The sequence below is a fragment of the Motilimonas eburnea genome (assembly GCF_021295345.1).
Taxonomy (GTDB): Bacteria; Pseudomonadota; Gammaproteobacteria; order Enterobacterales; family CBDFNC01; genus Motilimonas; species Motilimonas eburnea.
The window spans coordinates 387,728-410,246 of sequence record NZ_JAIMJB010000001.1; the positions used below are offsets into that span (position 1 = coordinate 387,728).

Genomic DNA, 22,519 nt, shown 5'->3' on the forward strand with positions numbered 1-22,519 from the left:
AGGTAAATATAGCGACCATGGCTTCGGCCGCTATGCCAGAATATGCTTTCGGTTAAGGGGTAGAAATCAAGTGCTGATTGACAAATTTTAAGGCTGGGTATACGCGTTCATTAAACTTATCGGTATGACCTCCCTTAAATGAGGCGAATTGTAAGTTATATCCTGCTTGTTGAATTTGCTTCATGGTCTGCTCATAAGTGGTATAGCCGCCAGGGATCATGTCTTCAGTACCCATTTCAGAATAATAATTGATTTTTTTCGCCTGTTCCGGAGCTCGTTTAGCTAAGTCAAGTAAGTTAAACCTTGCTAACTCTGCAAAATCAGTGCTTTGTAAGTTAGGTTTAATGTAGCTTGGCGGATTGCTTCTATCGCCAAGGTAAGGCTGGGCGAGAGAAAGAAAAAAATGCGCCGAGCCGTCAATTGGTTTTGTCAGCATATTATCAAGCTGTGGTTTTACATTGGAATAAAACTGATAAATTTCATCGGGTGAGGTGGGGGCGAGTAAATACGTCGCGGGGCTCATTCCAACGACTGTTGAGAAAAGTTTTGGTTGAGCAAATGCAATGGTAAATGCCCCCATTCCACCCATAGAGTGGCCCAATAACGCGCGGCTTTCAGCTTTTGCTAGGGTTCTAAATTGTTGATCTATCGCTGTGATCAAATCTTGTGTGATAAAGTCCTGCCAATTACCGGTGATCGGTGAGTTGATATACCATGATCCAATATGTTTCGTTGTGGTATCGGCTGCGACTAAAATCATTTCTTGTACTTGTTGTTGTGCAATTAATTCATCCATTGCTTTATGGGTGGCCGGGTCGCTGGGATTTTGTGTTGAAAACCATGCTTGTGCGTTACCACCAAAGCCGTGTAGAAAGTATACTACTGGGTAGCGTTTTTGTGGCTTGCTATGATATGACGGAGGCAAATAAACATAAGTTTCTCTAACTTCTTGTTCATCCGTTAAATTACCTTTTAATGTAGGAGCTGCAACCTGAATATTAAGCACTTCACCCTGCGGGAGAGCATCTGCTATGACTTGAGTGCTCAGTGCAACGGTAAAGCCAACTAATAACAAGCCTGTCTGAAATACTTTTCTGGTTGAATTTAGTAACATAATAATACCTCGATAGTAATGTCCATATTGGTTTGTAGGGGGATGGCCAGCCCGTATTTCATATTACAAGCTTGATTTCTATTTCATACAGTCAATATCGTTAATTCTGTTAAAGAGTCATTCCCTAACATGTAGCTAATATGCTTAGCGCTTCAAGACAGCAGGGCCCTACGGCTGTTTCGCTGCAAGGAACTGTTCACTGTAGTATTTGCTGTGAATCACCATAAAATCACTCGTTTTTCACTTTTTTGCTGACAAATGACAGACATTTTTGGTGGAGTCTGCTAACACGAAATAATTTTGGCTATAAACAAGGCTTACCAACATAGGACAGCTGAAATAAACGCATTTATGTTGCTTGGGGGATAAGTGATGGGGGCTTCTCGGAATGTGGTTGTTGGCGATTTGCCTGTCTATAGTTCTAACACTCAGGTGCCTCTAACAGGAAAAGCTAACAAGTAATTCTGCAATTTTTTTCTTCGTGCGACTACTTTTTCCTGTATAGCTGGGGTGATAGCTAACCTAATGGCTGTTGAAATAAAAAAGCCAGCTACGGATAGCTGGCTTTTATCATTGATGGATTGGCTAGGGTTAATTTAGCTGAGCTAAATTAGTTCCAAACCGGTAACATCGGCAGTGCGTTTTTGTAGCCTTCAACAGTGGCTACAAGCTCAGCGCGTTGTTCGTCGGTGCCAAGGTAGAACGCACGTGCGTCTACGTATTGGTTTGCTAACACAGTTTGAACTTCTTCTTGAGTTAACTCATTTAGGTTCGGGCGTGCTTGCATGTAGGCAAGCTCTTGCTGGCTAACAATGATTTCGTGGGCTAGGCCATTTTCTGGTGTCGCCGCGTAACGTGTGCCTTTGTGCTCCCAGTAAACAGCGCCAACTTGTGAAGTGTCGCTGGTACGGATAGAAACAAAGCGAGCTAGCTCTTCAGCTTGGTCACGACCCGCTAGACTACTGTCACGGCTTTCAATCATGACTTGCTCTAGTAAGGCTTCAATCAGGTTGTTTTCACCTTTTGGCGATAAACCGTAACACCAAGATAGACAACGGTAGCTTGAGTAAAGCGGCAGTGCTTCGATGTTCGTTGCCCAGCTCCACTGGCCTTTGTAGTCACCTTGCGGTGCAACCACTTCACCTTGCGCATTTTTAAACTTAGGTGCGTAGAAAGGCGTGTCTTGTAACACCATGTCTTTCACCAGTAGTTTAAATGCAGGGTACTGCATAATGCCTTGTGGCGTTGTACGGAATTCGTACAAATCAGCTAGGGCGATAGATTGACGATCTGAAATCGGCATTGACGTTGTACGGTCAACCAATTTACGCATTGCCACTAACTTATCTACCCAAGTACCTAGGTAATCACGATCATTTGAGTACTTGTGGTTAGGGTTACGCTCTGGCGCACGACCACTGTTAAGTAGACGGCCTGCTTCTGCAGTGATTTGGTAACCATCAACGGCCACGGCTTCAACGAGTGCATCGTCGAAACAGCTGGTTGGTACTACACTCATGCCAAACTCAGGTGCAGTGTTCATGCTGCTGGTTGGTGAGCGTAGGCTGTCGTATTTACCGTTCATTAGGTCAGATAGCAGAGAGTAACGTACTGCACCGGTTTGCGTATCTTGTAGCTCACAGGTGTGATCAGGCTCAGAAACCACTTCAATGAAGTGTTGCTGAGTACGCGCTACAGCAGCAGGGAGTGCACAGTAGATATCCCATAGGAAATCATCTACTTTAGGCGTTTCACCTTCCCAGAACGTTGATCCTTGCGGGTTCACACAACGTGTGGTCCAGTTATCAGCAGGCCAACCTAATTCCGCTGCTAAGTTGTGGTTAGCAAACAGTAATTGGTTATTCATTTGCGATACACTGCCACCCCAAGCACGGCTTAGGAATTCAACATTGTCGCGCATCGCACCAAATTCACGTTCACGTGCACCAGCGTAGCCGTGTAGGAAGGTTTCGGTGTAATCTTCGCGGTTGTTACGACGGTTCCTTAACTCGTAGAAGTCGATGTAACGTTGGATAGAGAACTTGTTGATCTCATCGTGGTTACGGCCTTCGTCATGACGGTTACAGTCGGTGTTACCACTGACGTTACCGTCGGTACAGAATTCGTATGGCTTAACTTCTGCTGTTGCTTCTTCTTCCAAGTCTTGCGTTAACGCGGCGATAACACCGTTGTTAAGTTCAGTTGAAATGCTTTGGTTAATGTCTAGGTATTCTGTTAGTAGTTGGTTGTCGTAATCTTTTACGCTACGAACGCCTGATACTTCTTTCGTTTCAGGATCCAAAACCGTTACTTCACGCTTGTAACCAAACTTAAGGGCTGCCAGATCGTAAGGACCAAATACCGGAAGCGCATCAAGAATCGATGGGTTGTAATCCATGATAGAGCTGTAGGCTGGTACGTGAATTAAACCGTTTTCTTTAGCTTGCTGTTGGCTAAAGAAGTTTGACGCGTCAACGTTACCTTTAAAGTTATGACGTAGACCTAGGTTGTGGCCCAGTTCGTGAACTAAGGTTTTAGCGTAAGAAATACCCGCTAACACGCGGCCAATGTTGACTTGCTGTGCGTTGGTTAAATCCGCCCATTTTTTCAAACGTGCAGGTTTGTCTGAGCGTGTTCCACCAAATTCTTCAGCAACGATACCATTTACCCATAGGCTTGCATCTGTGTAGTCGATGGTGTGGCCTGCAATGCCTGTCGGTAGCGCTTTTGCGGTGGCACTTGTCCATAGCGACGCGGCAGGGAACATGTTGTTTTCAGTCCACACACGCTTTTCTAACTCATCACGGCGAACGCGCTGTTGGTTAGTGAGAGATTCTTCATCTAGGTTATCTAGGCGAGCAATCTCTTCTAGGACAAGTTCAAAGCTTTCTGTATGAATGTCATCAGCTAACTTGTTGAGCTCACGATCTAGGTATTGCGTTTCAGCCACCTTGTCTTGGGTGATCAGCTCACCAACTTGAGCAATGGCGATAGCCTCGGCTGGTAGGATGTCGCTTTGGCCAAACGATTGCGTGGCTTGAGCTGTGTCTGTTGACTCAGATGCGCCTTGCTCGGTGGCTTCCAAGGTAGACGTTTGCGTCGTAGCACCACGGTTAAAGGTACTGGCAATAGTATCCCAGTAGAAGTTAGCACCTGACTCAAGTACACCTGAGTATTGGTTGATGTGAGCGTGAACGATTTCACCTGTTACTGGGTTAGCAGCAGACGGGCCGTAACCGGCTAAGCCGTTCTCAAGTGGCTCATCGATAAGGTTGATAACGTTGTAGCGAAGGTCACCTGAATGTTTACCCGATGGCTCAATGATGTTAACCGTTGGTACACCTGCAGCCTTAAGCTGAGGGTTGATGCGGTTCATGACATCAATGGTGATCTGTTTGAAGAAACGGGTCGACTCGTTGTTGTTAAAGCTATCGCTAAGGTGATAGTCAATTGACGCTAAGTTCGGGTTAAAGCGATGTAAGTACTGGTGTTTTGAGCCCACAGCACCGTCGATGTTGGCTGCGGTAGGGCGGTTTACTTCGCTGGTAAAGAAACCAAAGGTATCTTCATCATTAACCGAGTAAAGGATTGGCTCGTAATCTTTGCTTGCTAGGTTTTCTAGCGGCACGATTGAGTAACTGTGTGCAACGGTGAAGCTTAATTCGCTAAAGTTAAAATCAGCAGCAATGAGGCTATTAACTAAACAGCCCCAAGATTTGTTAACAGTGTACTCTTGCTCTACTTCAATGAAGATTGAGCCATCTTCTGAAACCTCGTAGCCTTTCCAACCCGTCGCAGGATCTTCAGTTAAGCGCGGGCTGCCGACAGGGCTAAAACAACGTGTACCGTATGAGAAATCGCTCCACGAAGCGGCAATGTTTTTTAGGTTCGCAAAATCAGGGGTAAAGAACTGCTTGTCGTACCATTTGACGTCAGCGTCTTTGTTTTCTTCTTCTTTGTTAGTACATTCGTCGTAAGCATCAAGCTTACAGCGGTAGTCTGCGTAATCACCTGGGATGGTCAACAGCGGTGCATTATCGCTATCTTGCTCATTCCAGCGGCCAAAGTCACCGTTATCAAGCTGCGCTTGGCTGATGATGTCGGAATTTAGCGCGCGCAGTTGTAAGCCTTGCTCGGTGAAGTTTAGGCGAACTAATTGCTCCTGACCCTGCATAAATGGCGCCATGGCAACGGCGTAGCGTGGTGCTTTGCTCATAGAAGGCATGTACATGTATACCTTTTCGGTATCAAATACTTCTTTTTTCACTTGCTCGGTTGGTTTGACTACTTCGTCGTACGGTGCGTCTCCTGCACCACAGCCAACTAGTGATAAACCAACAGCCACGCTGAAGGCTAACTTAGTTAGTTTCATAGATAACTCCATTTCGTGTGTTTACGATTTCTACTTGTTATGTTTAAAACGAATAAACTGCGAGGGCGTAAAAGCTCGAGTTTTTAAAATCCAGTAAGCGAGTCACCGGTGCTGGTCCTCGTGAAGGATCAAAGAAGCTAATGCTGTTGGTATGACCAACACCTAAGCTCAAACTGTCGGTTAACTGGTAACCTATATATTCTTGGTGGGTTAGAGAAGGGTGGTTGTAATTACCCTTGTAGGTCCAAGTGTGGTTGTTAATGGCGCCAACGATAAAGGTCCAGTCTTGGTAGCCATAAGCCAATTCGTAATAGCCGCTGAGATCCCATTCAATGAGGTTTTGGCCGCCGGCGGTTTTGTATTTGTGGAAGTTTTTCATGGCCCTTGGTTGATAGGTAAAACGTAACCCTTCGGCCCAAGAGGAAAGATCAAAAGCAAACGTGATGGCGCCACGTACCGCCGTGTTCAATTTCGTTTTGTCTGAGTATTCCGAAACAGGGATCGCCGCGCGAATGTCTCCGCCTATGGTCAGCCATTCGTAAGGCTTAAACAAATTACCTTTTGTTGCAGATAGCCAGATGTCCTGTTCAAACCAGCCTTCTTCCATGTCGTAACTGTATTGGGTGCGCCCGTTAACCCCTAATACGACATCGGCATCGGTCTTATATCGTAAGCCCGCACTGATACCGGTGGAGCGTCTTGCTTTGTAACTACTGCTTTTATAAGCGTTGCGAGAGTAATCAACTGCAATGGTGCCAGAAACGCGATCGAGAAATGTGGTTTCCTCTGTAGACGTCGAGGCTGTGCTGGCAAAAGCATTTGCAGAGAATACGCAGCATACTGCGGCAGGCAGAATGCCCTTAGTCAATGTCCGTATCATATTGTGGCCTACTTTATATATTTTTTTATTTTGTGTTTGCTTTATCGACTAGTTGGGACTACCCCACATTACTAGTGGGGAGATTTTTAAACGGTAATGACCGAAAAATGAACATTTATTTAAATTGATCAGGTAGGAGTCCACTGGGTGAACCTATTGGTCTCTTATAGTGAACCGTCAATTTGGGGCGAAAAAAGAGGTATTTTCGGCAGGATATTCTGGCTGTAATTTATAATCTGGAGTGATATGTTACTTTAACTATATAAATGGTGTTTAAGTCTGTTTTTTACTTGCTTTGTTGTTTTAATATCTCGTTTATTGCTGGTTTTTTTGATTGGATATGCTGATTTTGTTACATACATTGGTGAATTAGTATTATTTTGATGTGCAGTTGCTATTATCAAACTGAACTCAATAGACTATCGAGTGTCGACAAAGGCCATTGCCTGTCTGGTTTTAGTGTTTTAATCGTTTCTAATGTTCTTCTTGTTTGTTATATTCGCTTTTAAGCTGATTTAAAGGGGACGCATTTATTAAAAATTTATCCTAGCTCTGATTAAATTGGTTCCTCCTCACCTATAATGAAGGGATAATTCTTTTGCCTGCTTGGTTTACTTTTTTTTCATATATATAAGCAGGTTATGATCAGTAGGATGAAGCGATGCATGATATAAAACCAGAATATTTGCTGCGCGCTCTGCGTGAGAGGATCAAGGAAAGCCATTTAACCTATGCTAAGCTAGCGCAGCAATTAGATGTGCCTTTGTCCACCTTAAAGAGGCACTTACATAGTCCTGCTATCTCCTTGGATAAGTTAGTTGAATATTGCCGTATGGTGGAATTGAGCTTGGATGATTTAATTAAACAGGCGCGCCAACTGCAATCGCAAAGCGATGACTTATTTACTGAAATTCAAGATGAAGTGTTTTTTCAATTTCCTGAATTATATGACTTTTTCCAAGAATTACGCTTGGCGCCTGAGTCATTAGATAAAATGGTGGCCACGTATCAACTTACACCAACCAGTACTTATTCTTATTTACGTGCGCTGGAGATGATTGGTCTCATCGAGTTGTTGCCAAACAACAAGTTTTTCCTAAAAGGGCCTTGTCATTATCGTTTTTCTGAGCACTCAAAGCTCAGCTATCTGTTTGATCAAAAACTTAAAGAGCACGTTTATGGCTCGGGTGAAGAGAAGGCAAACATAGCTTGTTCGCGGATGTTTTTAACCAAAAAATGCATTCAAGAAATTGAAGACATGGTAGTGCGAAAAATTCTAGAGTCCAATACTGAGCATTGGCTTAAGGCCCATGAAACCGAGCAGTTGCAGCATGATGTACTGCTGATGATCCGCCCACATCAGAAAATTTTATTCTCAAATGGCATTGCTAATCTCCCAAATGAGTTCTTAGCCCATGTCTCAAGTAGCATTGAATCCTTTTCTAAAATCGATCAGGGCTCGCCTGGAGAGGCCTAACGTTCGTTTTTCTCTGGCACTTGCGGTGAGAAGTATAAGCAATAGCGGATATGGCTATTAAAATAGCGTGCCGCTAGTTCATCTAAATCATCAAAACTAATTACCTTGCTGATGTTGCGCTGGTGGCTGGCTAAGGGTAACACCAGCCCACTGGCCTCATTTTTACCCACTTCGTAAATCAGTACATTGGGGTTCATGGCGTCTTTCGGGTTGGTTGACATAACCAAAGCAGGGGTTTTGTCGTCCAGTTCGACTAAGGAGCCAGGTGGGTAGACGCCGAGTAATTTCACTAGCACTTCTAACATGCTACGGTTAAATTTGGTTTCGCTTTGTTTAAACATCAAGGCAATGGCGCTGCGTGGGCTCAGTGCTTTTTGTGAGGGGTGGGGAAAGCATAGGCTATCATAGGCATCGACGAGACTTAATAGTTGGGTCATTTCGTCTAGTTGATCAGCCTGATATTGCTTGGGGTAACCCGTTCCATCTAAGCGCTCATGGTGTTGAGCAATCAAAGGGATCACTTCTTGGGGAAAGCAGTTGGCTTTTTTAACCAGCTCGACACCGTAGGTGGTGTGCATCTTGTAAAAGTTTTCTTCTGATGTCGTTAATGGGGTGGTTTTACGTCGGATGGAGGTCGGGACTTTGATCAGGCCTATATCATGTAAAAAAGCACTCAGGCATAAGGTTTGTGCATCGGTTTCACTCCAGCTTAGGGTTTTGGCTGCCACTAAACACAACACGGTCACATTTAAACTGTGATAGAAGAGATCATCGCTACTTGGCTGAGCCTGTATAACATGCATCACTTTGGTATCTGGGGTGGTGTACACATCAGCGCATAGTGCTCTAATCAGCTCTTTTATTTCGGCTTGGGCTTCTTCAGGGGTGAGGCCAAATTTTCCCAGAGCTTCTCTAAATTTCAATAAGCTATGATGATAAGCGGCATCGGCGCGTTTATTGTCCATGCGCAGCTGCTTTGATATAGCACGTTGCTGCTCTTCTTCTGTCAAAGGGCGGGGGGCTTTTTTTACTTGTGGCTCTGGCGTCGCCTCAGCTTGCTTTACGGGTGTGGGCTTAAGGTCACTTTTTTGCCAATCTACGTCAACCTGACTTAAGCCTAGGGCTTGAATAATGCTCAACTGCTCTTGGGTTTTAATTTTAAAGCTGTTGAACATAAAAGGGTGATCTTTCCAGCCGAGTGGAAGCTCAACGAAATGCCCTATGGCTAAGTCGTTAATTGCGACACGGGATTTTTTTGCTTTGTTTTCTGCCATATTAGCGAACTTATCTAAACTGTATTACCAGTTTAGTTGGCTTTGCTACAAACACAAAAAAGCCCGCTATAAGCGGGCTTGAATTTCTAACTTAGTTAACAATTTATGTTATTAATTAAGCTTTTGCTGCCTTTTTAGCTTTAGCAGGTTTTGCTTCTGCTGTTGGCTTGTCTTGGCACTTTTTACCTTCAACGTACGGTAGACCGTAGTAAGAAGCGATTAATACTTCTTTTAGTTCGCTGATGAGCGGGTAACGTGGGTTTGCACCAGTACATTGGTCATCAAACGCATCTACCGCTAGCTCGTCAACTTTGGCTAAGAACTCAGCTTCGTTAACGCCTGTCTCTTGAATCGACATTGGGATGTTAACTTCTTTCTTCAGCTCGTCTAACCATGCTAGTAGGTTGTTTAGCTTCTCTTCTGTGTTCTTACCGCCTAGACCTAAGTGGTCAGCGACTTCTGCGTAACGAGCACGTGCTTTAGGACGGTCGTATTGAGAGAAAGCCGTTTGTTTAGTCGGTGTATTCGTCGCGTTGTAACGGACTACGTTAGTCAGTAGTAGTGCGTTAGCTAGACCGTGAGGAATATGGAACTCAGCACCTAGTTTGTGCGCCATTGAGTGACAAACACCTAGGAAAGAGTTAGCAAACGCGATACCAGCGATAGTTGCAGCGTTGTGCACTTTCTCACGTGCAATTGGGTCCGCTTTACCATTTTGGTAAGAGCTTGGTAGGTACTCTTTAAGTAGTTTAAGCGCTTGTAGTGCTTGACCGTCTGAGTACTCGTTCGCTAGTACAGAAACATAAGCTTCCATTGCGTGCGTTACAGCGTCGTAACCACCGAAGGCACATAGTGACTTAGGCATGTCCATAACTAGGTTAGCATCAACAACAGCCATGTTTGGTGTTAGTTCGTAGTCCGCTAGTGGGTATTTCTGACCTGTTGCATCGTCAGTTACAACCGCGAAAGGCGTTACTTCAGAGCCTGTACCAGAAGTAGTAGTGATACACACTAGTTCTGCTTTGCTACCCATTTTAGGGAACTTGTAAATACGTTTACGGATATCCATAAAGCGCATTGATAGGTCTTCGAAATCAGTTTCTGGGTGCTCGTACATTACCCACATGATTTTCGCCGCATCCATAGGTGAACCACCGCCCACAGCTAGGATTACGTCAGGCTGGTAGCTATGACACGCCGCTGCACCCGCTTTAACAACAGATAATGTTGGATCCGCTTCTACTTCGTGGAACACTTCCACTTCCATGCCTTTCTCTTTTAGGATGGCACGTAGGTCGTCGATGTAACCGTTGTTGAATAGGAAACGGTCAGTAACGATCATGGCGCGTTTCTTGCCGTCTAGGTCGTCCATTGCAACAGGTAGAGAGCCGCGACGGAAGTAGATAGATTTTGGTAGTTTATGCCATAACATGTTTTCTGCTCGCTTCGCTACAATTTTCTTGTTGATTAGGTGCTTAGGACCTACGTTTTCAGAAATCGCGTTACCACCCCAAGAACCACAACCCAGTGTTAAAGAAGGTGCTAGTTCGAAGTTGTAAAGGTCACCGATACCACCGTGAGAAGAAGGCGTGTTGATTAGGATACGCGCGGTCTTCATTTTGTCGCCGAAGTAAACGATGCGGTCTGCGTTTGCATCTTGGTCTGTGTATAGTACAGATGTGTGACCAACACCGCCGATATCTAATACGATACCTGCTTGACGTACTGCGTCTTCAAAGTCTTTGGCTTTGTAAACACCTAGGGTCGGAGATAGTTTCTCGTGAGAGAACTCATCATCGTAAGACGCTTCTAGGCCTTCACCGATAAGAATTTTAGTCGATTCAGGTACGGTTACACCGGCTAGCTCAGCAATCTTGTATGCTGGTTGACCAACGATTTTTGCGTTTAGGGCACCGTCAATCATTAATACTTTACGTACCTTGTCTGCGTCAGCTTTGTTCAGTACCGCAGCGCCGTATTTAGCAAAACGTGCAATCACTTCGTCGTACTTAGACTCAACGATGATGGCTGCTTGCTCAGAAGCACAGATTACACCGTTATCGAATGTTTTAGACATTAGGATTGAAGATACAGCGCGTTTAACGTCTGCTGTTTCGTCGATAACAACAGGGGTGTTACCTGCACCTACACCGATAGCTGGCTTACCAGAAGAGTAAGCAGCTTTAACCATGCCTGGACCACCCGTTGCTAGGATAAGTGCAATGTCGTCATGCTTCATTAGGGCATTTGATAGCTCTACAGAAGGTTGGTCAATCCAGCCGATGATGTCTTTTGGTGCACCCGCTTTAACCGCTGCATCTAGCACTAGCTTAGCTGCGAAGTTAGTGGCGTTTTTAGCACGTGGGTGTGGCGAGAAGATACAGCCGTTACGTGTTTTAAGCGAGATCAGTGCTTTAAAGATAGCGGTAGAAGTTGGGTTAGTGGTTGGTACGATTGCACAAACAATGCCCACTGGCTCAGCGATAGTGATCGTGCCGCCTTCATCGTTCTTGTCGATGATGCCACAGGTTTTTTCATCTTTATATTTGTTGTAGATGAACTCAGAAGCAAAGTGGTTTTTGATCACTTTGTCTTCCATGATACCCATGCCTGACTCTTCGGCAGCCATGCGTGCAAGTTCAATACGAGCTGTAGAAGCTGCGAGTGAAGCCGCGCGGAAAATTTTGTCTACTTGCTCTTGGCTGTAGTTGGCGAATTCTTTTTGGGCCGCTTTAACGCGTGCGACCATTGCATCTAATTCAGCAAGATTGCTAACTGTCATCTTGGTTACTCCTAGTAAATAAAAATTCTTTATTAAGGGTGGTACGTCTAACTAACCTAAACTCGCTTTGTTACTTGTCTGTTGCTGCCTTAGTAAATAACTTTCATGAAGGATTATAGGACTGATCGTGGCCAAAATGTTGATTTGGATCAGTTGTTGCTAAATTACAAAAGAAAATCTATTACTCATGGGGTAGAACGGTGGAAAAATAACCGTTAGCCCTTAAATAACAGGCCTTCTGAAACATTATTTAGACTACTAATATTGGCTGCTGATGACTATATTGCCTTAAATGGTAAGAAAGTTTCATCTTTTTTGACATTCTGTTAGGCATAGATCACATTAAATCTTGGTCTGAATTCCATACTTACCCAGCTCTGTCGGTTCTTAGATAGGGAACAATCAATAGATGAAATCAGCATGCTTTGTTCATTAAAATTTTGTTTTGTTTTTATTAATCTTGAAAGTAATTTAAACTCCGTTGTCGTATATTTTTGAACTTTATTATCTCGATTGGAAATATTGGTGCTATTTATGGCAACTCAAGCTGAGCGCAACGCAGCAACCCGTGAGGCACTTCGTCAGGCTGCATTAAGTCAACTGGTACAATTTGGATATGCTGGTACTAATGCCAGTGCGATCTGTCATGCTGCAGGGGTCACTCGCGGAGCCCTAAACCATCAATATCCAGATGGCAAAGTTGGATTAATTGCAGATTTAGTTGAAACCATGTTCTGTGAGCAGGTGGTGCATTATTACAAAGATGGCTATTGTCAGCCATTAGAGCTGGTTAAAGCCATGTTGAATGCGTTATACCGCGACCCAGAGAATGAAATGCAATTGGTGATGATGGATTTGTGGCTATCAATGCGAGGTGACACCAAACTCGAGCAGGTGGTGGGGCCTGTATTGTATCAAGGGACCGATAATCTATGGCGTTGTTTTTCCCCATTAGGACAAAGTGAGGTCGATACCTTGGCGCAATTAGTCCGTACCTTTATCACAGGTTTAAGCGTCAATCGCCTTAACCCAAATATGAGTGCGGCCATGGCAAGACAGCAAATTAAATTGATGCTTGAGTTGATTGAGCTTGCCCTTACGCCATCCGCCAAACCGATGGATGAACTGGCGTCAATCGCGGAGTATTAATGCGATCATCTCAGCCAGCTTCTGTGGCTGGTCGAGGGCGATATCATGGCCACATTGGTCAATAGCATCTACCTCAGCCCCAAGTAGATTAGCCAGCTTGAAAGTACACTTTGGGCTGACTAATTGATCTTGTTTGCCATAGATAAACCGTACTCTTTTCCCCACAAGAGCCTGAACGGGCGCTTTAAATTTTGCTGCTGCAATGATCTGACAAAGGGCATTCATCACCGATGTGGGGGATTGTTTACGCAATTCGCTCCACTGTTTAAGTAAGACCAAATCGTGGCTGTGTCGATAACTGGTAAAGGCTAAAATGCCTTGCTCTAGTCTACTGCAATCAGGAGCCGCAGTGGCGGTCATTAATGCTTTGGCGACTCGCCATGTTGCAAAGCGTTGCCAAAACCAGCTGTGGCGCGAACTGGTATTAAGCGCGATAACTTGACTGATGTGGTGGGTGTCGATCGCTTGTGCTGACAATGCCACCATGGCGCCAAGTGAGAGCCCCACTAAGACGGCGCCCTCTATGTCTCGCTCAGCTAATTGCATTAGGATATCTTGACTGTATCGGCTGATGCTGACAGGGCTAGGCTGACGGTTGCGTGTGCCATTTCCTAGCGTGTCAAGACAGATCACCTGATACTCGGGTAATTGGTGTTGTAATAGGTTGATAAAGTTGCCCCAATGACGCTGCTCACGAGATAAGCCACGTAATAATACGATTGTTGGTTTGGTTTGTTGATTCTTCATTTGTGCTCTTGTTATTGACTCAAGTGACAACGAAAACTAGCGCTTTAGGTTCGGGTACCACAGCCGTTTAGCGGCATCATTCATCAGGGCCAAGGTGTTACCCTGTGGAAGCCAGTTGGCCGATGAGTAAGCCGCTTGTATTAAAAAGTTCATCAGGACTGTGTGTCTTCTTAAGATTCGCTCATATCTGTGTTGTTTCTGTGGGTTAAAAAAACCTGCAAAATTAAATAGTTGGCGAGGGTTTTTTTTTACCCAAAGCCATGAGCCCATTTCTAGGGTTAACGGTATAAACAGCTGGCGTTTATGTTGTTTGGATAAGTGGTCCCAGAGATCGCCGTGGGTGGTGTAAAAGTGGCTTTGCGGTGCAACTTGGTAGTGGGCATGATAGGGGTAAGTTTGGTCAAATAAGTTCATCAGCCCATAGGTTTGTCCAAGCATGGGGTAGGGCGCAATATTGCCAGCATAGGGGAACCACAAATGGTCACGCAGGCCAAACCCTGAGTGCGCATCCAGGCTGAGGGTCAGGCTGGCACGCTCAATCAAGTCACTGACAAAAGACAATAGCATCTTACTTTCTGGTGCAAGGCCTTGTTTGCCACGGTACCAAGGTAGATGTCGGCTGATCCTGTGTCCTCCCACCATCCAAGTGGTTGGACAAATCGCATCGGTTGGGGCATTACGCATCAGGTCTATGCCTTGGCCATTACAGCGCGTATTATTCAAAAAACCAGCGGGATTAGCCAAAGGTAAGAAAGCCACACGAACTTGGCTGAACAATTGTTGAAAATGGTTATCCCATTGTAACCGCTTCAATATACTGTCAAGGAAGGCGATAACGACCTGGCTGCCGATGCGCTCTACACCGTGTATTCCCCCCACAAAAATGACTGTTGGGCAATGGGGAGACTCACTGCCGATTTCGATACCATGTATCGGCAACGCAGCATCTTTAGCGTCAATGTAACCTAATACTTTGGCGCGCAATGTATCTTGGTGACACTCGATCAATTCAAGTACTTTGTCTAACTCAGGTATGTGTGTTTGCATGCCGTTTTCGATAGGATGAAGATAAATTCAACAGTAAATTAAGCGTAAGACAGTTTGATGACTTAAGATCTTGGATTAAGAGGAATAGTTGTTCTAAATTAAGATTTATTGTTTTTCGCTGGGATGATGGTTAATTCTGCTTGTTTTTTGATTTATCATTGGGTTTTAATGCGCTGACTTTACTTAAAGGGGACAGTTATGACAGTTGAAAAGAATGATGATGTATGTGAAGCCTGCGGTGTGTTGGTGGAGTTAGGCAGCGTGATCCATGAAGATGACAATGTGTTGGCTTTACCGATCAGTGCACCTAGCCTTGAGCAAGCCCAGTCGCTTGCGCAAGAGTACACTCAACGTGCTAAGGAAAAATACCCTGATTGTGAGGCTGAGCAAGTGACACAAGGGCTCGATGCCGGTATCGCCCTTGTGCTTAACCTTCGCTTTTCCTGTACCGCTGAGCGACTGATTTTTGAAATGAGCTTGCGTTAATCGACCGCGTATATCGTTAATTAGGGAACAAAAATGGGCCGTCGACCTTATTCTATCTTGCTGGCTGGCTGGGTGTTACTTCTCGCCGGCTGTAGTTCGTCACCTGAACCAACTGCTGCGAAGGTTAAGTCGGCGAACCCCTCATATCAATATCAACCCAGTGATCTTCGTTCCGCTAGGCCTACGGGTCAATCAAAGGATATTGACCTCTTGCTTGACCACTACGAACAGTGGCAAGGGGTGCCTTACCGGTTAGGAGGGACGAGTACCAACGGGGTGGATTGTTCCGCTTATGTACAGCGGGTCTACCAAGATAGTTTTGATGCCATTCTTCCGAGGACGACGACTCAACAAGCAAAGTTAGGGCGTCAGATTAAACGCAGTGAGTTAACGACGGGTGATTTGGTCTTTTTTCGGGTGTCTCGACGCACTCAACACGTGGGGGTTTACCTTAAAGACGGCCAGTTTCTTCATGCGAGTACCAGTAAAGGTGTCATCATTTCTCGATTAGATAACCCTTACTGGAAAAAGCGTTACTGGATGTCACGGCGTATCCAATAACGATGACAAACAAATGGCGCAGCGAGATTAATTACAAAAATAGCGCACTCAATGGAAAAATCGTGACTAAGCCCAATAATTTGACATTTTTCCAAATTAGTTTAGCCAAGGTAAGCAAACGGTTAAATCCACTGGATTAAATATATCTAAGTCCTTTGTAAGCATTGATATAACAAGGCATTAGGCCCTAATTTAACGGCTTTTTTGACCTGGGTTTTGTTAAAAAAATGTCGATTTTTCCAGTTCTTAGCGTGCTTTTCTGGCAAGCCTGCACTTGTCATTTTGTGCGTTAGGCAATAGGATTGACAGGCACAATAACCAATGCGTTATGCTTTTGGTATATATAGAAATATAAAGATCATAATAATCAAACATTTTACTCATTATTTTGGTGATGAGACTGTTTTTGGCATGGAATAGAAAAAATGCGGATAGCTCCACTGGTATTATCGGCTGGTATCTTCTCATTAGGCATGGCTGCCACTCCCTTATACGCAAGCCAAGTCACTGAGTTAGATAATAAAATTCAGACAAAACAGGCTGAGTTTGACGCTTATGTTGACGGTCTAGAAAAAATTAGAAGCTCAATTCAACAAGACAAAGATGAGCTACAACGTCTAATTGAACTCAACACAACACTTGAGAATAAGCGTAAAGCTGCTTTGCTTGAAATGGATAAACAGTACGAATTGCTGGTTGCTGATCCTTCCTTGGATATCTCAGCCGCAATTGAAGCTTATCAATATGCCCTTCAAGCCCAAAGCCTGAACAAGGAAAAGGTTAAAGCACAAAAAACGCTGTTGGCCTCGAATCAAGAAAAACTGGCTAATTCTAAAGTGACTCAGTTCAGCATGCTTAATGAAATTGAAAACCTCAAAGAGCGTTTCAATTTTGCACGGGTTGAACGGATCAAGCGTGAGTTTAGCCAAGGTGGCAAGATGGAGGTGAGCCAGAGCATTGCGTGTGGTGAAGACGTCACATTTAAACAATGTGCTGAGCAAGGTAATAATCTGGCGAAAAAAACAGCCAGCCAAATGCTCACCAACAAGCTGTTTCAAAACGTAACGGAACAAGCCTTGGTGTCTAAGCACCGTGATACGGCTGCAGCTGGCATCAAGATTGTCAGCGAAAAAGTATTAGAGAGTGGCTTTAGTGGCCAAGGTGATTACAGCGTTAAAATGCTAGTGGAAATGGAAGGCCGTTTACCTCAAGCTCAAGCGTGTCGTTTATTGAGCCTAGACTATCGCTATTGTGGTGTGAATTCAGATCAGGCCGCAGCAGGCGATTACCAAGAGGTGGAGTTTTCACCGATTCAAAATGAACCGGGAATGGTGACCTTAACGGTTCGTTCTAACCAGTTTCATGACGAAGTATTTATCAATGGTAAAAGTTATGGCGCCAGTCGCGTTGATGCTATGTTGCCACCAGGTGAATACAAGGTCACAGTAAAGAAGCCCGGCTTTCACACCTTTAACACCACCGTTAAATTATCGGGTGCGAGGACTATTCGCGCCGAGCTTAATCGTTTAGTGGTTAACTTAAAACCTGGCCAGAAGTTTTCGGATCAATACAGTGACGGCAGCAAAGCGCCGGCCATGGTGGCCATCGGCTCTGGTAGCTATCGTATTGGTGATATTCAAGGGCGTGGTTTAGGTAACGAAAAAGCACCGAGTAAAGTCACTATCGGGGCGACCTTTGGCATCGGCCAAAAAGAAGTTACCGTGGCAGAGTTTGAAAAGTTTGTTAACGCGACCGGTTATCGTACTACTGCGGAAAAAGGCAAGGGCTGCGCTTCTTATTCAAGTGGGGCACCTGAGTACAGTGCCAATATGTCATGGCGAGAGCCAGGTTTTGAACAATCAAAACGTTCTCCCGTTGTTTGCGTAACTAGCGCCGATGCCGAGGCTTATACTAAATGGTTGAGCCGCAGCACCGGTTATCAGTATCGCCTACCCACAGAAACAGAGTGGGAAGTTGCCGCTCGTGGTGGCACTAGCACCGATTATTGGTGGGGTAATAATGTGGGTGCGGGTAACGCCAACTGTGGCTGGTGTGGCAGTCGATGGTCGAATAACGGCACTGCACCGACAGCGTCATTTAAGGCGAATAAGTTTGGACTCTTCGATACCGTTGGTAACGTATGGGAGCTCACCGACAGCAACCCTGCTGTTGTCAGAGGTGGAGCTTGGAATTTTGCGCCTAGCCTTGCAAGGGCCTCATCAAGGCTTGAAATTAGCTCAAGTTTTGCAGCTAACTACATAGGCTTCCGTGTCGTGCGCGCACAATAATCAGTCTTTAAGGTATACCTAAACAAAAAACCGCGCGTTGTCGCGGTTTTTTGTTTGAAGCGCTCAATGTTGGGCTTGGCTGAGTTCATCTGCCACCGACAACCCCTTCTCCCATGTTTATTCGAACGCGCTTTAGTTTAACTCGCTGCATCAATTCTACACTCCGTCTACATCAGTACAGCGGTGCTTTACCCTCAGTTTAATCCTTCTTACTTGGCGATAATCTTTAATCTAACTGTATGAATTTTAATCTATAATTGAAAAGCTGAATGAAAACTGTATATTGCTCGGTAATGCCGATGTTATGTATCGGTATAAGTTTCGCTTTGTGTTAAAACTTTGAACTCGATTAAAAAATGTGACTTTTTGCTGTGCTATTGTCGCGCCAGTTTTTTTCAAGGATGCTAAACGAAGGTTGTAACAATGAATAAATGCATTTTCCGCTCAATGGGGTTGTTGTTGGTGATTTTATTTTCACCATTATGCTTGGCAAGTACTGGCGCTGACGCCTTAGATTTGACGTCATCAGGCGTGGGCTACATGGCCATATTAGTGTTTGTTCTGGCATATATTTTGGTGATGGGCGAAGAAGTGTTGCATTTGCGTAAATCTAAGCCAGTGTTGGTCGCCGCCGGTGTGATCTGGGGCATGATAGGGTTAGTGTATGCGCAACATGGTATGAGTCATGAGGCTGAGCAAGCTTTTCGTCATAACCTGCTAGAGTATGCTGAACTGCTCTTATTCTTATTGGTTGCCATGACGTATATCAACGCCATGGAAGAGCGGATGCTGTTCGATGGCCTGCGCTCTTGGATGGTCAATAAAGGGTTTAGCCTGCGTCAACTGTTTTGGCTAACGGGGATCTTGGCCTTCTTTATCTCGCCGATTGCAGATAACTTAACCACGGCATTATTGATGTGCGCCGTGATCATGAAAGTGGGTGGTGACAATAAGAAATTCGTCGCGATGGCGTGCATTAATGTGGTGGTGGCCGCTAACGCTGGTGGTGCATTTAGTCCATTTGGTGATATTACCACCTTGATGGTATGGCAAAAGGGGATCCTGGGCTTTACCGAGTTTTTTGACTTATTTATTCCTTCAGCGATTAATTTCCTTGTGCCAGCCTTTATTATGAGCGCATTCATTGCCAATGAAAAACCCAAAGCAAATGATGAGCGAGTAGAAATTAAGCGCGGTGCATTTGTCATTATTGGTTTATTTTTACTGACCATTGTCATGGCGGTATCGGCTCATTCGCTTCTTGGTATGCCGCCTGTGCTCGGTATGATGACAGGATTAGGGTTTCTGCAATTCTTTGGTTACTACTTACGTCGTACCTTAAATAAATCCCTTGCACGTAAGCGTGCGTTGGCTGAACAAGCCAATGATGAAGCACGGTTACATTACTTAGGCTCAGTGGTGCCTTTTGATGTATTTAACCGTGTTGCCAAAGCAGAATGGGATACCCTGTTATTTTTCTATGGTGTGGTCGTTTGTGTCGGTGGCTTAGGCTTTATTGGTTACCTCAGCTTAGTGTCTCATGTCATGTACACCCAATGGGATGTGACTTATGCCAACATTGCGGTAGGGGTCTTATCTGCCATCGTCGATAACATTCCAGTGATGTTTGCGGTATTAACCATGGAGCCTGAAATGTCCCATGGCCAATGGCTACTCGTCACCCTAACGGCTGGGGTAGGTGGTAGTTTATTATCCATTGGCTCGGCCGCCGGCGTGGCCTTAATGGGGCAAGCTCGTGGTATTTATACCTTTGGGGCGCACCTTAAATGGGCTCCTGTGATTGCATTAGGGTATGTTGCCAGTATCTTTGTTCACCTTTGGTTGAACAGTAGCTTGTTCTAAATAGAATCAAATCTTGTTATCTCAAGGCGCATTGATTGCGCCTTTTTTACGCTTGCGATCTGTCCTCGACCTAAAGTAATTCACTGTTATAAGGGTTATCATATGCTTGATGAGCAGTGAGGGGTGAAGGTGGTTAATTTAGCAAGCGGGTTTATCTTATCGCGTCATAGTCATAACACCCAGGCGGGGGTGAGTAATGAATATTGGCTTAAAGATAGCGACACCGTCTATCGTGTTTTAACTGCCCCCGAGCAAGTGGTGTTTTTTATTGCCAACAGCCTGCTTGAACTCGCTCGCCCTCTGCTAAAGGACTTTCCATTTCAAGTGACGCCCTTGGCATTAACCACCTTCGATCATCAAAAAGTAAGTGGTGTGTATTTCAACTCTAGCTACCATGCCCATCAGGCTGCTAAACGGTTAGCGGCGGCCAATATTGAAACCTTTGAAGCCGATATTAAAGCGCCTGAGCGCCATTTGATGGAGCGCTTTGTTCAAGCTGAAATGTGCTTTACCGGCCAGTTTATACATCGTCGTCAATACATAGAGGTACGAGGCGCTCGCATTAAACCCGCTAAATGTATCCCAACGCTGAAAACCGTGTCGCTAGATATTGAGTGCTCGCAACAAGAGGTGCTTTACAGCATAGGCCTATATGCTGATTGGGGGCAGTGGGTATTTATGCGCGGTGAGCCTGTGCCCGATGCGCCGGCATTTATTCACTGGTGCAGTTCAGAGCATGATTTGCTCACGGGGTTTATCGCTTGGTTGGCGGAACATGACCCCGACATTATCATCGGTTGGGCGGTGGTCCAGTTTGACTTTCGCATTTTAGTACAACGCGCTGAGCGATTGGGGATAACGCCTAGTTTTGGCCGAGCGAATAGCAAAGCAAAATGGCGTGACAGACAACAAGGCAATGGTTTTCTTGACATTCAAGGGCGAGTGGTTATTGATGGTATCGAAGCCTTTAAGGCTGCCAGTTATGTATTTGAAAATTACAGCTTAGAGCACGTTGCCAACCAACTGCTGGGCGAAGGTAAAGAACTCGATACAAGTTTAGATAAGCTCAGCCAGATAAATTATCAGTTTCAACACGATAAAGTCGCTCTTGCGCAGTATAACTTACAAGATTGTCGGTTAGTGTGGCGCTTATTTGAGCATTGCCAATTACTCGACTTTTTACAGCAGCGCAGTCGCCTGACAGGGTTAGAGCTGGGACGAGCAGGGGGCTCGGTAGCCGCCTTTACTCATCTTTATTTACCTAAGGTGCACAGAGCGGGCTATGTGGCGCCAAATTTACCCCTTGATGGCGGTCTGGCTAGCCCAGGCGGGTATGTCATGGACAGCCAACCGGGTTTATACAAGCACGTACTGGTTTTAGACTATAAAAGCCTGTATCCCTCAATTATTCGCACCTTTAAGATAGATCCCGTGGGCATGATAGAAGGCTTAAAACAACCCGAACAAGCCATAGAAGGCTTTGTTGGGGGTTACTTTTCGCGTCAAACCCATTTTTTACCCGAGATTATTAGCCAGTTATGGCAAGCGCGCGACCATGCCAAGGCGGCGCGCGATAGCGCCGCGTCACAAGCCATTAAAATCATAATGAACTCGTTTTATGGGGTGTTGGGCTCGGGGGGATGCCGATTTTACGATCCGCGTCTGGCTAGCTCTATTACCTTGCGCGGTCATCAAATTATGAAGCAAACTCAGCAGTGGATTGAACAACAAGGCTGGCAAGTGATTTATGGCGACACGGACTCGACCTTTGTTTGGCTGGGAAATGAGCTTAAAGCAGACCAAGATCCCGACCAAATCGGCCAAGATTTAGCGCGCTATATCAATCAAGCGTGGCAGCAAAAATTGGCCGAGGAGTTTGCCCTCGATTGTTTTTTGGAAATGGAATACGAAACTCACTACAGCAAATTCTTTATGCCCACCATTCGAGGCACAGACAAGGGCAGCAAAAAACGCTATGCCGGTTTGATAGAAGATGACCAAGGACAAAAATTGGTATTTAAGGGGCTAGAAACGGTGCGCTCCGATTGGACCGAGCTCGCCCGTTTGTTTCAAACTCGGCTTTATGAAATGGTGTTTGCCGAGCAAGATCCCTGTGATTATATTCGCGAGCTGGTGCAACAAACCCGTCAGGGAGCATTTGATCAACAGCTGGTCTATCGTAAACGCTTAGGGCAACCCATCAAGGCCTATGTTAAAAACGTGCCGCCTCATGCTCGCGCTGCCATTAACGCGGATTTAGAAAATGAAAAATTAGGTAAGCCTTTGCAATATCAGCACAAAGGGGTGATCCGCTATGTGCAAACCTTAGTGGGTCCACAGGCTGTCGAATATGTCACCAGCTCGCCCGATTATGATCATTATATAGAAAAGCAGCTTCAGCCCATTGCAGATGCCATCTTACCTGCTATTGGGCTGAGTTTTGCGGCCATTGTTGATGATCAACTAGGCCTATTCTGAG

The 22,519-nt window shown here is 45.1% G+C and carries 14 protein-coding genes; 7 read left to right on the top strand and 7 right to left on the bottom strand.

What is annotated here, in order from left to right:
- Nucleotides 1-52: 52 nt before the first annotated feature.
- From K6Y21_RS01840 to K6Y21_RS01850, 3 genes are all read right to left on the bottom strand, one after another.
- Nucleotides 53-1,114, bottom strand: a complete 1,062-nt coding sequence (locus tag K6Y21_RS01840; RefSeq protein WP_233069962.1) for an alpha/beta hydrolase — start codon at nucleotides 1,112-1,114, stop codon at nucleotides 53-55.
- A 610-nt stretch (nucleotides 1,115-1,724) separates the two neighbouring features.
- Nucleotides 1,725-5,486, bottom strand: coding sequence for a zinc-dependent metalloprotease (locus K6Y21_RS01845; protein WP_233069963.1), 3,762 nt, complete (start codon nucleotides 5,484-5,486; stop codon nucleotides 1,725-1,727).
- A gap of 43 nt (nucleotides 5,487-5,529) precedes the next feature.
- Entirely contained in the window at nucleotides 5,530-6,366 is an 837-nt protein-coding gene (locus tag K6Y21_RS01850) for a hypothetical protein (protein ID WP_233069964.1), read from the bottom strand.
- Nucleotides 6,367-7,027: 661 nt separating this feature from the next.
- Between K6Y21_RS01850 and K6Y21_RS01855 the strand changes: the two genes are divergently transcribed.
- A complete protein-coding gene (locus tag K6Y21_RS01855) occupies nucleotides 7,028-7,843 on the top strand; it encodes a helix-turn-helix domain-containing protein (protein WP_233069965.1) in 816 nt (271 codons plus the stop codon).
- Here the strand turns inward: K6Y21_RS01855 and K6Y21_RS01860 are convergent.
- Nucleotides 7,840-9,117 (bottom strand): cyclic di-GMP phosphodiesterase, encoded by a 1,278-nt coding sequence (locus tag K6Y21_RS01860; protein ID WP_233069966.1) that lies wholly within the window; start codon nucleotides 9,115-9,117, stop codon nucleotides 7,840-7,842. The genes K6Y21_RS01855 and K6Y21_RS01860 overlap by 4 nt on opposite strands.
- A gap of 115 nt (nucleotides 9,118-9,232) precedes the next feature.
- Nucleotides 9,233-11,899 carry a bifunctional acetaldehyde-CoA/alcohol dehydrogenase gene (adhE, locus tag K6Y21_RS01865; protein WP_233069967.1) on the bottom strand — a complete coding sequence of 889 codons (2,667 nt, stop codon included), beginning with the start codon at nucleotides 11,897-11,899 and terminating at the stop codon, nucleotides 9,233-9,235.
- A 534-nt stretch (nucleotides 11,900-12,433) separates the two neighbouring features.
- Here adhE and K6Y21_RS01870 point away from each other — a divergent pair.
- The gene (locus tag K6Y21_RS01870; protein ID WP_233069968.1) at nucleotides 12,434-13,048 is read left to right on the top strand and encodes a TetR/AcrR family transcriptional regulator; all 615 of its coding nucleotides are present in this window, start codon (nucleotides 12,434-12,436) and stop codon (nucleotides 13,046-13,048) included.
- Here K6Y21_RS01870 and K6Y21_RS01875 read toward each other — a convergent pair.
- On the bottom strand, nucleotides 13,031-13,795 hold the full coding sequence (locus tag K6Y21_RS01875; protein ID WP_233069969.1) for an alpha/beta fold hydrolase: 765 nt from the start codon (nucleotides 13,793-13,795) through the stop codon (nucleotides 13,031-13,033). The genes K6Y21_RS01870 and K6Y21_RS01875 overlap by 18 nt on opposite strands.
- 36 nt (nucleotides 13,796-13,831) lie before the next feature.
- Entirely contained in the window at nucleotides 13,832-14,842 is a 1,011-nt protein-coding gene (locus K6Y21_RS01880) for a M14 family zinc carboxypeptidase (protein ID WP_233069970.1), read from the bottom strand.
- 198 nt (nucleotides 14,843-15,040) lie between these two features.
- Between K6Y21_RS01880 and K6Y21_RS01885 the strand changes: the two genes are divergently transcribed.
- The 5 genes from K6Y21_RS01885 to K6Y21_RS01905 all read left to right on the top strand — a co-directional run bounded on the left by K6Y21_RS01885 (nucleotide 15,041) and on the right by K6Y21_RS01905 (nucleotide 22,518).
- The gene (locus K6Y21_RS01885; protein ID WP_233069971.1) at nucleotides 15,041-15,328 is read left to right on the top strand and encodes a DUF406 family protein; all 288 of its coding nucleotides are present in this window, start codon (nucleotides 15,041-15,043) and stop codon (nucleotides 15,326-15,328) included.
- A 33-nt stretch (nucleotides 15,329-15,361) separates the two neighbouring features.
- Nucleotides 15,362-15,889 carry an NlpC/P60 family protein gene (locus K6Y21_RS01890; protein WP_233069972.1) on the top strand — a complete coding sequence of 176 codons (528 nt, stop codon included), beginning with the start codon at nucleotides 15,362-15,364 and terminating at the stop codon, nucleotides 15,887-15,889.
- 425 nt (nucleotides 15,890-16,314) lie between these two features.
- Nucleotides 16,315-18,177, top strand: a complete 1,863-nt coding sequence (locus tag K6Y21_RS01895; protein WP_233069973.1) for a formylglycine-generating enzyme family protein — start codon at nucleotides 16,315-16,317, stop codon at nucleotides 18,175-18,177.
- Nucleotides 18,178-18,600: 423 nt separating this feature from the next.
- Nucleotides 18,601-20,040, top strand: coding sequence for a sodium:proton antiporter NhaD (nhaD, locus tag K6Y21_RS01900; RefSeq protein WP_233069974.1), 1,440 nt, complete (start codon nucleotides 18,601-18,603; stop codon nucleotides 20,038-20,040).
- Nucleotides 20,041-20,169: 129 nt separating this feature from the next.
- The gene (locus tag K6Y21_RS01905) at nucleotides 20,170-22,518 is read left to right on the top strand and encodes a DNA polymerase II (protein WP_233069975.1); all 2,349 of its coding nucleotides are present in this window, start codon (nucleotides 20,170-20,172) and stop codon (nucleotides 22,516-22,518) included.
- Nucleotide 22,519: the final 1 nt, after the last annotated feature.

Excerpts from the sequence above, each read along its gene's own strand:
- K6Y21_RS01840 (WP_233069962.1), bottom strand. The coding sequence starts at position 1,114 with ATGTTACTAAATTCAACCAGAAAAGTATTTCAGACAGGCTTGTTATTA.
- K6Y21_RS01845 (WP_233069963.1), bottom strand. The coding sequence starts at position 5,486 with ATGAAACTAACTAAGTTAGCCTTCAGCGTGGCTGTTGGTTTATCACTA.
- K6Y21_RS01850 (WP_233069964.1), bottom strand. The coding sequence starts at position 6,366 with ATGATACGGACATTGACTAAGGGCATTCTGCCTGCCGCAGTATGCTGC.
- K6Y21_RS01855 (WP_233069965.1), top strand. The coding sequence starts at position 7,028 with ATGCATGATATAAAACCAGAATATTTGCTGCGCGCTCTGCGTGAGAGG.
- K6Y21_RS01860 (WP_233069966.1), bottom strand. The coding sequence starts at position 9,117 with ATGGCAGAAAACAAAGCAAAAAAATCCCGTGTCGCAATTAACGACTTA.
- adhE (WP_233069967.1), bottom strand. The coding sequence starts at position 11,899 with ATGACAGTTAGCAATCTTGCTGAATTAGATGCAATGGTCGCACGCGTT.
- K6Y21_RS01870 (WP_233069968.1), top strand. The coding sequence starts at position 12,434 with ATGGCAACTCAAGCTGAGCGCAACGCAGCAACCCGTGAGGCACTTCGT.
- K6Y21_RS01875 (WP_233069969.1), bottom strand. The coding sequence starts at position 13,795 with ATGAAGAATCAACAAACCAAACCAACAATCGTATTATTACGTGGCTTA.
- K6Y21_RS01880 (WP_233069970.1), bottom strand. The coding sequence starts at position 14,842 with ATGCAAACACACATACCTGAGTTAGACAAAGTACTTGAATTGATCGAG.
- K6Y21_RS01885 (WP_233069971.1), top strand. The coding sequence starts at position 15,041 with ATGACAGTTGAAAAGAATGATGATGTATGTGAAGCCTGCGGTGTGTTG.
- K6Y21_RS01890 (WP_233069972.1), top strand. The coding sequence starts at position 15,362 with ATGGGCCGTCGACCTTATTCTATCTTGCTGGCTGGCTGGGTGTTACTT.
- K6Y21_RS01895 (WP_233069973.1), top strand. The coding sequence starts at position 16,315 with ATGCGGATAGCTCCACTGGTATTATCGGCTGGTATCTTCTCATTAGGC.
- nhaD (WP_233069974.1), top strand. The coding sequence starts at position 18,601 with ATGAATAAATGCATTTTCCGCTCAATGGGGTTGTTGTTGGTGATTTTA.